A 14,531-nucleotide genomic window follows, 5' to 3' on the forward strand; every position below is an offset into this window, starting at 1 on the left:
AAGCCGCAGCTAATCACTGCGGCTTTTTCATTTATACTTATACTTCTTTTCAAACATTTCTACTGCCAAAGAAATATCCTTCAAATCCTCAGTTTCCTTTTTAGTAAGTTGGCAGATGTTGTTAATCATAAATACACTGCATCTGACTGTTTAGTTCTCTGATTTAGCTTTGGAATATGGGCTCAGCATTTGTTTTTCAATTTAACTTCACCTAATATTCACGTCAGATAAGGTGTATTTATCGATCAACAACATCTCGCGCGAAGATTATGTAATCAAACTGATGCACTACCGCAGATGGGAACATACTTCTAAGAGCCTAAACTCTCTTGTAAACTCTTTATAACAGTGAGTAAACTACTATATAACAGGTATATAAGCCCTATCTATATAGGTACGGCTTATATACCTGTTATATAGGGGTTATATACCTGAACGCACAGAGTATCAGTAGGTTATCAGTAGTAACTAATATCTCGATGCTTTTTTAATACTGATTATCAATACATTAAAATATAAGGGAAATTATTATAGCTGGGAATAGTAATGATTAATATAAAAAGGGGGGCTAAAAAAGCCCCCCTCTAATATTTAAAATTTAAAAAGTCTTATTTCTTAAACGCATCCAATCCGCATTTAAGCCATGCAGCATATGCTTTCGCATCCGGAGTATAACCTACAGGTCTTGTCAGCAATTTCTCATCAGGACTTATCAGCACATAAAATGGTTGAGAGTTATTCACGAAGTTCTCAGTCTGCATAGTTGCATACTTATCCCCTATCGTTTTAATCTCTTTCTTATGGCCTGTATTAGTGGTGAACAGGAACTGCTCACTCTCAGGTAATAATTTGCGGTCATCCACATACAATGAAACCAGAATGTAATCCTTCTGAATCAGCACTTTCACTTCATCCTTAGGCCATACATTCTCTTCCATCTTACGGCAGTTTACACATGCCCAGCCAGTGAAGTCTAACAGAACAGGTTTGTTCAGTTCTTTTGCCAGTTTTAACGCTTTATCATAATCATTAACCACATCCGCTTCCACACCTTTTCCTTTAGCCGCAGCCTCACCATAAATGCTATAGCTAAGCGGTGGAGGGAATCCACTGATTAAGGCACGGTTAGCATATTTAGTATTGGTAACTCCAGGTATCAGGTAAATAGTAAATGCCAGGAAAATCAACGCCAGGATCAAACGGGGACGACTCACCTTTTTCAAAGGAGCATCATGCGGGAAACGGATCTTACCTAACAGGTATAATACAATCAGGAAACCTACTATGATCCAGATACCAAAGAATACTTCTCTTTTTAAGATGCCCCAATGTTTCACCAGGTCTGCATTAGACAGGAACTTGATAGCCATAGCTATCTCCAGGAAACCTAATACAACCTTTACAGAGGTCAGCCAGCTACCGGATTTAGGCAATGAATTTAACCAGCCCGGGAACATCGCAAACAATGCAAACGGTAATGCCAGTGCAAATCCAAAACCTGCCATACCTACTGTCAGCTGAATAGCTCCACCATCCGTAGAAAGTGAACCTGCCAGCAGGGAACCAAGAATAGGTCCTGTGCAGGAGAAAGATACCAACGCTAATGTCAATGCCATGAAGAAGATACCAATAGTACCGCCTACGCTGGTTTTAGCATCTACTTTGCTGGCAAGACTACTAGGCATTGTTATTTCAAAATAACCAAAGAAGGAAATGGCAAATACAATGAAAATAACAAAGAATGCCAGGTTCAGCCAGATGTTGGTAGAAATGTTATTGAGGATTTCCGGATTCAGGGAATCCAGGAAATGGAAAGGTAAACTCAGTAATACGTAGATAAGGAAAATGAAGAAGCCGTACGTAACAGCATGCATGATACCTTTCTTCTTGTCCTGGGATTTCTTGGTGAAGAATGATACCGTCAAAGGAATCATCGGGAATACACAAGGCGTAAGTAAAGCAATGAACCCACCCAGCATACCAAGAACAAACAGTCCCCACAAACTTTTCTTACCACCTTCATGTCCTACGCCTCCACAATCATTGATGGGATGTTCCAGGTCTATAGAAGTACGTTTGAGCGACTTCTCTGCATCAGCAGATGCTGCCTGTAAACCCGCAGCAACATTCACCAGGTTACCCGCAGCATCTACATTGAATTTAAACTTCACTTCTTCCGGACCTGCTACTTCTTCTCCTTTCAACGCCATATAATTCACGGCACCTTCCAGTTTCTTTACCGGACCATTTAATTTAACGGCTACCAGTAGTGATACTTTGTCCTCGAAGTATTTAATTTCCAGGTTATCAAATAAAGCTTCTTTTTGTTTTTTCAGACTACCCTCTTCTGTAATACCTGTAATGGAAGCAGCGCTATCCAATACTACACGTGTGTTTGGATCATCGTCCTTCATTGTAGTGGAAAACAATTTCCAACCCTTTTCCACTGTACCGTTCAGATGCAGCAGATATTCATTCGTTCCTTTTTTCTCTGCGGTATATTCCCATTTAGCGACAACCGGAGCAGCAGTATCCTGTGCTTTAGCCCCGAAGGTTGCGGCGATAAGTATAATAAACGTAAGCAACTGCTTCATATATATAATAGGCTTTAGAGACTTTGTATTCTTCTAAACAATAAACGAGTTCTCTTGGAGAACTCGTTTATTGTTTAGAAGAACGTTATAATAGATTATTTTCCTCCGACACTGATAGCAAAATCAACTTCTTTAGGTGGCAGACACTGGTGATCATCACATGTCATGAATTCTACCGTACCTTTTACCTTTGTAGCTGCCTTACCTTTTACAGTCACTTTCTGTATAAAGTCTACTTCGCCTTCATAATATTTCAGTTCAGAATCAAAGTTCTTGTCAAATGCCTTGTGCAGTTTACCCACTTCTTCAATTTTACCGGTAGGTACAACTAAAGGGTTTTTACTGAGTTTGAAAGAAGTTGGTACCGGCCCCTCACCTGCTACCTGTGCATAAAGATGCCAGCCACCATCAATATTGGCTGTCATGTGCAATTCATACGTAGTGGCATTAATCTTCTTGGAAGTAAAGCTCCACTTCACCGGGTTCTCTATTTGCGCACTCGCCAATACTGGCAGAGCAAGCAATAAGAATGCTGTCAATACTTTTTTCATACTGGTTTTTTTAACTGGTTGGTTGATTGATTATTGGTGTAATGATCTTATCAGTTATTGTTGTTGATCAGGCTCTGGAAAATCAGCTGACCATCTGTATTTCCCAATACAGAACTGGTAGCTCTTTCCGGATGTGGCATCATACCAAATACATTACGCGTACTGTTACAGATTCCTGCAATGTTACGCATAGCTCCATTTGGATTGGCAGCATCTACTACATTACCGAACTCATCGCAATAACGGAAAAGGATCTGATTGTTGGCAAACAACCCTTCCAGTGTGGCTTCGTCAGCATAATAACGGCCTTCACCATGTGCTACCGGAATCATCAACGGACGACCGGTTACATCTTTGGTCATGGCAGCTACGGTATTTTCACTCTTCAGGAAGATATTCTTGCATACAAACTGCTGGTTGCCATTCTGTAACAGCGCTCCTGGCAGTAAACCAGCTTCGCAGAGGATCTGGAAACCATTGCAGATACCAATCACACGACCACCTTTATTGGCGAACTCTATTACACTCTGCATCATCGGACTGAAACGTGCAATCGCACCACAGCGCAGATAATCACCATAAGAGAACCCACCCGGCAGTACAATGCAATCTTCTTTGCTGAACTTACTCAGGTCTTTGTCCTTATGCCATAACTCTATTACTTCCTGACCAAGGTCATTACGTAATGAATCTATCATATCATGGTCACAGTTAGAGCCCGGGAAGGTGACAACGCCAAATTTCATACCTAATTAATTGAATTTTATGATCTAAAATATTAATTCCAGCTTCAATCCGGTAAAATAACGGTTTAAACCATTGTACGAAATTACCGGAAAAGCTACAAAATTACTGCGCCGTCCGCACATTTCAATGGCCGTTCATCCGGTTTTAACAAATGCTACAAGTGATTACCGGCTGAAATACTGCATTATGATTACATATGCCAGTGTAATAAAGTGGATAATGTTGGCTACAGTGTTGTTCCTGATAGACCAATACACATTGGCTACGAACAAAGAAAGTGGCAATATTGCCATTAACCAGTATAAAGGAGAAAAATGTACATTGAAGAAAGGCACTACCATCGCTACAAACACATATACAATCAGCACACTCCAGATCTTCCTGCCCTGAATCAGCATCTTTTTGATGCTAGTCTGCAATAACAGCCAGCCCAGCACAAAGAAGAAGATACTCACCACCAGGGCTCCCCAAACCTTATAATCGGCTATTACCGGGAAATTGATACCCATGCGGGGAATCCTTGTAAACAGGCTCCATTGATCAGTGAGATAGAGGTAAGTACCCAGCAGGTACAACGGGCATATCAGCCCCAGTACAGCAATAATCCACTCTGCCAGCCTGAAAGGCCGCATAATAAGCAGACTCAATAACAGCAGCAGGCAGAAAACCACAGAAGGGAAGTAGAACAGTCCACATACCCCCAGTGCAAAACCTATATTAAACACCACATCCCTGGCGGATGTACGTGTGTACAACAATGTAATACTTGAAAATACCCATAACATCACCAGGTTTACCAGCAAAGCAGGAGAAAACACATTCCATCCTTCCAGCAGGGAAGTAAAGAGCATGTAACTCATAGCCGGTAAATAGGTAGCCTTGGCAAAAAGCCGCTGGTGGTTAACGATCTTGGTAACGAGTAATGCCTGTAACAGCAGTAACAGTATGGCAAGACTGGTAAACAGATAAGGGCTGTTCCCTATCGCCCGCTGTATCCATTTCACCAAAAGGTCATATAATAACCCTTCAGAACCGTCTGCCACAAAGGTGGACGGGTGCAGCAGGTAATAGAACTTTACCAGTAACGTATATATTAACAACAGCAAAACCGTCAGTGGGTTGCCGGAGCGGAAAAATTTTACCACAATCTGTTATCTCTTTTTCAACTTTTGAAAGCGTTCCAAAGGTATTTTAAAGCAGGAGAAAATCAAAATATTATGATAATCATGTATAAATTGATGATTATCCCTTGTTAAGCATCCTTTTCCTGATCCTGCTTAAAGATGGTCCCTGGATACCCAGGTAAGAGGCTATATGATAGAGTGGTATTGTATTAAAGATGTTTGGATGCACCTCTAATAACTCCACATATCGCTGCTCCGGGGTTTTAAATAAAAAATCCTCAGTATGGCTCATTACCAGGTTGAAAGCGATCTCTGCTACGTATCGGCCAAACCTTTCCCACTGATGCGACTGCTCATATAATTCCTGTAAATGATTTATATGAATGTATAAAATGGTGGAATCAACCATACTCTCTGTGTAATAATTACAGGGAGTCTGATTGATAAAGCTCTTATAGGCAGAAACAATCTGGTGATCGGTATAAAACAACATATTCTTCTCCTCTCCGGTTGCTTCATTCATATAGTAAGTACGGAAAATACCATTGATCACAAACCCAAGATGCTTACAGACATTCTTATACTCGTTGTAATATTCTCCCTTCTTATATTGCTTTACCTGCCAGAATGGAAGTGATAAAGCAAATTCCTTTTCATCCATCCCGGTCAGTTTCTGTAAAGCCTTTTCCACCAGCTTGATCTCACTCATACTATTGATGTTTAAAATTCCAGGCATTCAGGATGCTATCTGCCTGCCCGCGGGTAATCGGGTAAGGCTTTTCATGTGTCAGCCGGCTACTGAACGAATAGTTCCATGTTGTATCAGTAAAACGGTAGCTGATTGTCAGTTCTTCTTTATCCGGCGCAGGTTTCAGGATAAAGTCATTTTCATATTTTATCCTGTCATTTTCCACACCCACTACTTTCATTTCTCTATGTACAACACTGCTATCAGCAGTTGGAGGAAGCCATACCTTCGTCTCCTTCTCTCCCTGCTCTGTTGTCCAGTTATCAGGTAATGGCAGAATACCAAGGCGTGTTCTTTCTTTATTAAATTTTACGCCAAAAGAATCAGCAGTAGGGAAAATTGTATACCACATTGTCTTGCCAAAACAGATTCCTATAAACAAAACCACTAACACTCCCAGTTGAATAATATCCTTTTTATGCTTCATATCTACAATAAAAACCGCTTTCAATTATAAGGGAAAATATGACTTTTTAATGAGCAAATTAAAAAAGCCGTCACGACCAGGTGACGGCTTTTAAGCACAGGGAAAAATTCACATGTCACTTAACAGTGTATAATCCGTTGAACAGTAGTTTAAATGTACCATGAGATTGTCCCCGGAAAGTGATCTCAGGACCAAAAGCATACAATGTGCCCTTTCCTACCGGCGCCACAAATGCAGCTACCCCATCCTTCAGGTAAGCCTGTCCCCAGGCCCAGCCACTGCGTAAAGGTTTATCGGTAGTAAACCAGGCAAGTGGTTTTATGCCTTTTTCCGCCGCTGTAGCATCCAGTTTAAATACCGGGCTGTTGTCGAAGTTAATATCACCGATAGCAGGCATTCCCCATGCAGCTGTCTGCGTGCTGTCGAATGCTACCTGCAGGATACTGCCGGGAACAAAATATTTTGTACCAGGCAGAGGCTTCTCTGTTCCTGGTTCTACCAGGGCATTATGCACCGGTAAACCCAGGTGATAGGCAAGATTGGTACTGGTACCGATGGTGATAATAGTCCCTCCTGCTTCCAGGAATTCTTTCAGCTTGGGAACAGAGGTATCTTTTGAGATCTTGCCCAGCATATGCCGGTATTCTTCAGGAATTTCTTCCGGTGCAGGTGGTTTTAAGGAAAAGCCATAACGGTTAGGCTCCTCTCCTTTTACAGGAGGAATAGCACGGGTTACAAAAATGATGGCATCATATTTCTTTCTCAGATCACCGGAATCTATATCCTGTGGATAAATAACAGTTATTGGGAAATGATATTGTTCCATTATCCAGCGAATCCATCCCGATGGAATAGAGCCGCCGTAATTATCCCAGAGGGCAATGCGCATAGAAGAGATAACCGCCAGCCCTTTGGGCTTTTTACTAACGCCAACAGGTTTTACGCCCAACGTTGCTGTTACCTGCTGTAATTGCGCTGTTGCCTGACCAGGAATATAAAAAGTACCTGCGGGATAATCTGCTGTTCCATTTGTCAGTCTGTATACTTTTACTCCTGCTTTCAGCAGATCATTCACGGCAATGAATGAGTTGTTTGCATGCGCGCTTAACAGGTAACCGTTAGCCGCCGTAATAGTAGTCTTAGACGTCTGCTGTAATTCACCATAAGGAAGGCGCTGAAAAGGGCCGTCAAAGGCATCCAGCAACCTGTCATACTGGACACCCATCTGGAAAGCCAGCGTCCATCCTGCAGCATCATAAGGACGAATAGGAGGACCACCAGGATACTGAAAATCATTAGGATGGTCCTGTGGTTCGAACATGTCCAGTACATGCGGACGGAAAGCCTGCGCTGTTTTAACAATATAGGAACCGGCAGGATAATGTTTACCTGCCACAGTAAATGAATCAGTAGCCTTATACACACCAATGCCTGCTTTGATCAGTGCATTGATAAACTTCACCGCTGTTGCAAAATCCGGCTGATCAGCAGAAATAATATAACCACGGGGGTCTCTTAAAGCAGGATTTTTATATACAGCATCATAATAAGACATGGGGATGTTGCTGCCTCTTTTCATCCAGCCATAAGGATCACTGCCATCGTCTTTAGTCGTATCGTTTTTATCTTTTTTATACGCAGCCGTAATAGCATCTGCACGTTTGGGAGAAAGGGTCCAGGAATCCTTATTGCCTTTATCTATCCCATTCTTTCCCATCTTATAAATGTTATACAACACTTCATCACGCTGACGCGCTGCATAATCCAGTACGGAATAATTCAGGGATACAGAATAATCAATAGATCTTCTGAAATGCCAGTCATCCTGCGGTGTTACCGGGTTAGGCGTAGCTCCGTTAGGGATCAGTCGGGATGGTACAACAGGAATTTTTTCAGGAGTAGGATTACCGATGATTTCTGTGAGTAACCCTATCATATTGTGATATTGTGTAGTAGTACGTAAACCACCATTATACCAGGTAGAAAAACTGGAGCCGTTCAAACGGGTATAACCCGGCTTGTCTTCTACATTGAGACGGTTATACATAGCTGCGCCCAATGCATCAATACCGGTAATCATTAAAGGATCAAAAACATAATTAAAAGGATCGCGGTAAGGAGGTCCTGCCAATACAGAACCTTCCGGACCACGCTGGTGATGATTATACATGATCTGTGGCATCCACTCCAGGAAAAGTTGTTTTCCCATGTTGCTGCTTTCCTTCATGTTCATGATGTAGAAGTCGCGGTTATTATCATGACCGATATACTTTTCATACAATACCGGTAATTGCTCTGTAGATCTTTTTAACGTATCTGCATTACGCATATACCAGTTGGTGGTAAGCTCCTGTCCATCCGGGTTAGCATGCGTCATCAGGATAACTACATTATCCAGGATCTGCATTGTTTCAGGGTCTTTGCGGCTCACCAACTGCCAGGCTGTTTCTATCAGCTGATGTATGCCTACTACCTCTGTTGCATGTAATCCCCCATCTATCCACACAATCGCTTTGCCTTGCGCAGCAAGGGCATGTGCCTGTTGATCTGTAAGCCCTTCTGCTCTCGCTAACTGCTGGGAGATTTTTTTATATTGATCTAAATGTTTGAGGTTTTCAGGAGAAGATACGATTAACATATATTGATGCCGGCCTTCTTCTGTTAAGCCGATATCTACCAGTTTTACCCTGTCTGAGGTTGCTGCCAGTTTTTCAAAATAAGCGGCTGTCTGAGTGTAAGTCGCCAGTTTATAATCATCTCCGATATTAAAACCAAAATGTTCTTTGGGAGAAGGCACTGTTTGCGCTACAGCTACAGAAGTATATAGCAGAACGATCCATAAAATATTTTTCATACAATGGGTTATTTTTTACGGTAATCTAAAGCTGGTGCGCGGTTGCCCAACATAGCCTCATATTTGAAATCAGGCCCCTGTCTTTGTTTTAATTCCTGTTTGGCTGCTGTTAAACTTGCAGGACTGTTAAAAAGATCATAGGCAGTAAGCGCTAATGTCTTTGCAGCGATCATCATCCCCTTTGCTCCAATAGTGCTACCCGCAGCGGCTACATTTTGCCAGCTATGCCCTCCGGAACCAGGCACAAAGGTGGCAGTGGATAAACCCGCGGTAGGCGCAACCCAGCTCACATCTGCTACATCTGAGGAGCCGATCCCACCTTCTTTCACCATCTTATATGGTTGTACGGTAGCAGTAGCATTGTCGAGATCAGGCAGATGTGTTTTGTCTATGAATGTAGACTGGATTTTCTTCGCAAACTCCCTTTCACTGGCTGTATAAGTAAACCCTCCAACGGTATGCAGATTTTGGTCCATCAGCTTCGATAAAGTTTCATTCGGCAGCATATTGTATACACCTCCAATCACTTCATAATCCATACGTGTACCAGTTCCCATAGCAGCTCCTTCCGCGGCTTTCACCATCCTCTCCCATATATCTTTCACTACCTGCATATCCGGATGACGCACATAATAATACACTTCTGCAAATGCAGGTACTACATTCGGTGCATCTCCACCTTTAGTGATCACATAATGGATACGGGTTTCCTGAGGTACATGCTCGCGCATCATATTTACCATATAGTCCATCGCTTCTACTGCATCGAGTGCAGAGCGCCCTTTCTCCGGTGCACCTGCAGCATGTGAAGCCACCCCATAAAATCTGAACTTTGCATTTTTGTTAGCTAACCACGGATATATAGCGGCAGAGTTGTCATTGCCGGGATGCCAGTGCAACACAGCGCTTACATCATTAAACAGTCCCGATCTTACCATGTATACTTTACCGGAACCACCTTCTTCAGCAGGACAACCATACAAACGGATCGTTCCTTTTGCACCGGATTTCTTCAACCATTCTTTTACACTGATAGCTGCTGCTACAGAGGCGGTACCAAACAGGTTATGACCACAGCCATGTCCTGCGCCTCCATCTATAATCGCTTTTTGTTCCGGGTCTTCTGTCTGTGATAAACCTGGTAAGGCATCATATTCAGCCAGAATACCAATCACTGGTTCTCCGCTGCCATAGCTGGCCATGAAAGCGGTAGGGATGCCGGCAATGCCTGCTTTTACAGTAAAGCCCTGCTGTTGCAAAGTGGCTTGTAACAGCGCAGAACTTTTTTGTTCCTGATAACCTACCTCCGCAAATCCCCAGATCTTTTTTGCGATAGTATCGTATTCGGATGTATGCTGATCCAGATAAGATATCAGCGCTGCTTTATCTTTGTTCTGTGCCATAGTCATTGACGAAAGGCAGCAGAGTATTGGAAGGATGAACTGTCTCATTTGTACAATTGATTAAATAACAATTTAAAAGTACTGTGTGACTGACCTCTGAAAGTGATCTCCGGACCAAAGGCATAAAGCTTGCCGGCACCTACAGATACAGAGAATGCGGCAACACCATCTTTCAGATATTTTTGTCCCCATGCCCAGCCACTATGCAGTGGTGTGCCGGTAGAAAACCACATCAGTTGTTTTATGTTACTGCCGGGTAATATTTTGAATACCGGGCTACGTTCGAAATAAACATCATTCTTCGCATGCATACCCCAGTTCTCTGCGGCGGTGGTATCAAGATCTGCTGTTAACAGACTACCGGGAATGTAATACTTAGCACCTGCTAATGGCTTCAGTTCTCCTTTGCTGTTCTTTTCCACTAAAGCATTCTCAACAGGTAATTTCAGATGATAGGCAAGATTAGTGCTGGTGCCAATAGTAAATATCTGCCCGCCTGCTTCCAGGAAAGTTTTTAACTGAGGGATAGAAGTATCTGCACTGATTCTTCCCAGCCATGGCTTAAATTCAGCTGTCAGCTCTTCCGGCTTAGGCAGTTTGCCAAACCAGTAATCAGACTTCTTAGGTTTCCCTGTATCAGGAATAGCTCCCGTTACAAAGATGATCATATCATATTTCTTACGTAATGCACCTGCATCAATCTCCTGTGAATATATTGTTTTATAATCATAGTGATATTGTTCCATTAACCAGCTTACCCATCCGGCAGGAATAGAACCACCATAAGTATTCCAGATAGCAATTCTCATAGGAGATACTGCTTTCATTTCTTTAGAACTACCAGTAGCTGTATTAACTGTGATACCTAATTCCGCTACAGACTTTGTCAATGATTCCTGTGCTTTGGAAGAAGCTGGGATATAAAAATCTCCATTGGGTAAACGATAAACTTTTGCACCTGCTTTTAGCAGATCATTCACTGCAATGAATGAATTATTCACGGCAGGGCTTAATAAATAACCTGTTTTGGAAATAGCAAAAGTATGCGCAGGTGGAGATTCTATCTGCCCGTAAGGTAACTGTGTAAACGGTCCGCCTACACTATCCAGCACACGGTCAAACTTCACACCCATCTGAAACGCCAGTGTCCATCCTGCTGCATCGTATGGCCGCACTGGCGGTCCGCCCACATACTGGAAATCATTCGGATGGTCCTGCGGTTCAAACATATCTATTACATGCGGACGAAATGCCTGTGCTGTTTTAACTACATAAGAACCGGCCGGATAAGTCTTCCCTGCTACGGTGAAAGCTGCTGTTGCTTTTTGTATCGTTATACCGGCACGACTTAATGCATTGATGAATTTAACAGCAGTTGGAAAATCCTGCTGATCAGCAGGAATAATATATGCACGTGCATCTCTGTATGCAGGGTTCTTCAAAATAGCGGTATAATACTTTGCGGCAATTGTATCTTCTTTACCTAAAGTATATTCCTCTGCAGATTCTTTAACAGTATCTTTCTTACCAGATGCCAGTAATGAATCCTTCTTATCTTTTTTATAAGCCGTCTGTATAGAATCTATATATCGCGGATAAAAAGTCCAGTGATCTGCCTCTCCACGGGCAATTGCATTCTTGCCCATTCTGTAAATGTTATATAACAATTCACTACGGTAACGTGATGCATAATCCAGCACCGCATAATTCAACGATACAGAATAATCTATCGACTGACGGAAATGCCATTCCTGCGGTGCAACGGGATTCGGTGTTGCACCATTAGGGATCAGCCTTTCAGGCACCAGTGGTACCGTCTCAGGAGTAGGTCCGCCAATGATCTCTGTTAGCAAACCTATCATATTATGGAAGTAAGGCGCTGTACGCAAACCACCATTCCACCAGGTAGAAAACTGTGATCCTGCACGCTGGGTATATCCCGGTTTACCTTCTGCATTCAGGCGGTTATTCATTGCTGCACCCACAGCATCAATACTGGTTACAATCAATGGATCAAATACATGATTAAAAGGATCGCGATATGGAGGGCCAGCTAATACGGAACCATTAGGTCCCCGCTGATGATGGTTATACATGATCTGCGGAATCCACTCAACATATAACTGCCGGCTGATATTCTGAGACTCTTTCATATTCATCATATAGAAGTCCCTGTTATTATCATGCCCTACATACTTCTCATACAAACGCGGAATATTCATCGCACGTTTTTTTGGATCCGCTGTCCGCATATACCAGTTAGTCACCAGCTCCTGTCCATCAGGATTTGCATGTGCAAACAGAATGATATCATTTTTAAGGATCTCCATTGTTTCAGGATCTGTACGGCTTACCAGCTGCCACATTGTTTCTATCAGCTGATGTGTACCCACTACCTCTGTGGCATGTAAACCACCATCTATCCATATAACAGATTTGCCTTCAGCAGCCAGACTCTTCGCCTGTTCATCCGTTAACCCGGTGGCATGTGCCAGTTGCTGAGAGATGGCTTTATACTTTTCCAGTTGCTTCATATTCTCCGGAGAAGATACGATCAGCATATACTGATGACGCCCTTCTTCTGTCATACCAATATCTACCAGTTTTGCCCGGTCTGATGTTGCCAGCTTTTTAAAATAGGCTTCCGTTTGCGTATAGGTAGCCAGCTGATAATCGTCGCCGATATTAAAACCAAAATGTTCTTTAGGAGATGGAATTGTCTGGGCCTGCGCTGTCACTATAGAAAGCAACAGGGCTAACATACTATAGATTTTCTTTTTCATAAGACAGAAATATTATTTTGCGATACCTGCTTCAGCCAATAAGATAAGTAATGCCTGCTGTATTGCCAAAGCACCATTATCATTTACCCACCATTCCTGTAATGCATGAGGATTACCACCACTACCACCACAACCAATAGTCATGGCAGGAATACCTTTGGAAATAGGAATATTCGAATTAGTAGAACCTGCTGTCAGTTTGGGCGTTCCGCCTTTGAGCTGTATAACAGCCATCATACGCTGTATGATCGGCAAAGTAGAATCAAGACTTCCTGATGGACGGTCTCCTATCAGTTTTACTGTCACCGTCAGATCTGATCCGCTATGTTTCATTTTATTTTCTTCTGTCAACGCTCTTCTCACCGCCCGCTGTAACAAAGTATCCATACCGGCTACCCGTTCAGGGCTTTCAGAACGCATATCCACTTCCATCCATGATTCGAAAGGAATAGAGTTGACAGAAGTGCCACCGCCTATTACGCCTACGTTGTAGGTAACACGTACACCCGGTACCAGTGACAATGAATCAGCTGCTGTAGACCAGTAATGAATAGCACGGCCTAAAGCATTATGAGGATTCGCAAAACCAAAATTATAGGAAGAATGACCACCGGTACCATTGAAGCTAATCCGGTAACGGTGAGACCCTAACGCTCTGTGCGTAATACCCTGGCTCTCCCATCCGTCAATAGCAATATAACTATCTATTTTCCCTGGTCCTTTTTCACTGAACAAATTCTTCACACCCCTCAGATCACCCTGCCCTTCTTCACCAACGGTGCCGATAAACAATACATCTGCATCCGTTTCTATCCCCGTTTTCTCCAACGTTTTAACTACAGTAAGCACAACAGACAATGCTCTTGTATCATCCAGCACACCGGGTGCATACAGGGTATCTCCTTTGTGTATGATCTTTGTATCAGTACCTTCAGGGAACACAGTATCCATATGTCCTTCCAGTATTACTGTTTTCTTCCCACCTTTTCCTTTACGCAGGCCGATCACATTACCCACATTATCGATCCATACAGAATCCACACCGGCTTCTTTCAGCATAGCCGCAAACTGTGTTGCCCGTACGGACTCTTTGTAAGGAGGTGCCGGAATTTCAGTGAGCAAGATATGATTACTCAATGTTTGCGGTTCAAAGTCGATAATAGTTTGCAGTGCTTTTTTTACTGCCGGCTTATCTGCAATAGTTTTAATCTCGGCTGTGTACTTTGTGGCAGGCTTGTCCTGGGCACGAATGCCCAGGCCCGCCATTATCAGAGCGAATGAAAGTGAAACCTTTTTCATA

General features: G+C 42.7%; 10 protein-coding genes. All 10 read right to left on the minus strand.

The genetic code is table 11. From position 1 onward, the window contains the following. Positions 1–608: 608 nt before the first annotated feature. Complete coding sequence (locus BMW86_RS05295; protein ID WP_089779655.1) at positions 609–2,594, minus strand: protein-disulfide reductase DsbD family protein; 1,986 nt, start codon at positions 2,592–2,594, stop codon at positions 609–611. Positions 2,595–2,689: 95 nt separating this feature from the next. Then, positions 2,690–3,145, minus strand: coding sequence for a protein-disulfide reductase DsbD domain-containing protein (locus tag BMW86_RS05300; protein WP_089779657.1), 456 nt, complete (start codon positions 3,143–3,145; stop codon positions 2,690–2,692). Positions 3,146–3,195: 50 nt separating this feature from the next. Further along, positions 3,196–3,891 (minus strand): phosphoribosylformylglycinamidine synthase subunit PurQ, encoded by a 696-nt coding sequence (gene purQ / locus BMW86_RS05305; RefSeq protein ID WP_089779659.1) that lies wholly within the window; start codon positions 3,889–3,891, stop codon positions 3,196–3,198. A gap of 165 nt (positions 3,892–4,056) precedes the next feature. Beyond that, positions 4,057–5,037: a hypothetical protein gene (locus BMW86_RS05310; RefSeq protein WP_089779661.1), complete on the minus strand. Its 981-nt coding sequence runs from the start codon at positions 5,035–5,037 to the stop codon at positions 4,057–4,059. Positions 5,038–5,134: 97 nt separating this feature from the next. Further along, on the minus strand, positions 5,135–5,725 hold the full coding sequence (locus BMW86_RS05315; RefSeq protein ID WP_089779663.1) for a Crp/Fnr family transcriptional regulator: 591 nt from the start codon (positions 5,723–5,725) through the stop codon (positions 5,135–5,137). Between the two features lies 1 nt (position 5,726). After that, complete coding sequence (locus BMW86_RS05320) at positions 5,727–6,191, minus strand: hypothetical protein (RefSeq protein ID WP_089779665.1); 465 nt, start codon at positions 6,189–6,191, stop codon at positions 5,727–5,729. Between the two features lie 115 nt (positions 6,192–6,306). Then, the gene (locus BMW86_RS05325) at positions 6,307–9,045 is read right to left on the minus strand and encodes a M14 family metallopeptidase (RefSeq protein ID WP_089779667.1); all 2,739 of its coding nucleotides are present in this window, start codon (positions 9,043–9,045) and stop codon (positions 6,307–6,309) included. Positions 9,046–9,053: 8 nt separating this feature from the next. Continuing rightward, entirely contained in the window at positions 9,054–10,496 is a 1,443-nt protein-coding gene (locus BMW86_RS05330) for an amidohydrolase (RefSeq protein ID WP_089779669.1), read from the minus strand. Continuing rightward, positions 10,493–13,231, minus strand: coding sequence for a M14 family metallopeptidase (locus BMW86_RS05335; RefSeq protein WP_089779671.1), 2,739 nt, complete (start codon positions 13,229–13,231; stop codon positions 10,493–10,495). The genes BMW86_RS05330 and BMW86_RS05335 overlap by 4 nt, the downstream gene beginning before the upstream one ends. Before the next feature lie 12 nt (positions 13,232–13,243). Beyond that, entirely contained in the window at positions 13,244–14,530 is a 1,287-nt protein-coding gene (locus tag BMW86_RS05340; RefSeq protein ID WP_089779673.1) for a M20/M25/M40 family metallo-hydrolase, read from the minus strand. Between the last annotated feature and the right edge of the window lies 1 nt (position 14,531).

The organism is Chitinophaga sp. YR573, assembly GCF_900110995.1.
Classification (GTDB): domain Bacteria; phylum Bacteroidota; class Bacteroidia; order Chitinophagales; family Chitinophagaceae; genus Chitinophaga.

Coding starts and splice junctions, on each gene's coding strand:
- BMW86_RS05295 (WP_089779655.1), bottom strand. CDS start 2,594: ATGAAGCAGTTGCTTACGTTTATTATACTTATCGCCGCAACCTTCGGG.
- BMW86_RS05300 (WP_089779657.1), bottom strand. CDS start 3,145: ATGAAAAAAGTATTGACAGCATTCTTATTGCTTGCTCTGCCAGTATTG.
- purQ (WP_089779659.1), bottom strand. CDS start 3,891: ATGAAATTTGGCGTTGTCACCTTCCCGGGCTCTAACTGTGACCATGAT.
- BMW86_RS05315 (WP_089779663.1), bottom strand. CDS start 5,725: ATGAGTGAGATCAAGCTGGTGGAAAAGGCTTTACAGAAACTGACCGGG.
- BMW86_RS05320 (WP_089779665.1), bottom strand. CDS start 6,191: ATGAAGCATAAAAAGGATATTATTCAACTGGGAGTGTTAGTGGTTTTG.
- BMW86_RS05325 (WP_089779667.1), bottom strand. CDS start 9,045: ATGAAAAATATTTTATGGATCGTTCTGCTATATACTTCTGTAGCTGTA.
- BMW86_RS05330 (WP_089779669.1), bottom strand. CDS start 10,496: ATGAGACAGTTCATCCTTCCAATACTCTGCTGCCTTTCGTCAATGACT.
- BMW86_RS05335 (WP_089779671.1), bottom strand. CDS start 13,231: ATGAAAAAGAAAATCTATAGTATGTTAGCCCTGTTGCTTTCTATAGTG.
- BMW86_RS05340 (WP_089779673.1), bottom strand. CDS start 14,530: ATGAAAAAGGTTTCACTTTCATTCGCTCTGATAATGGCGGGCCTGGGC.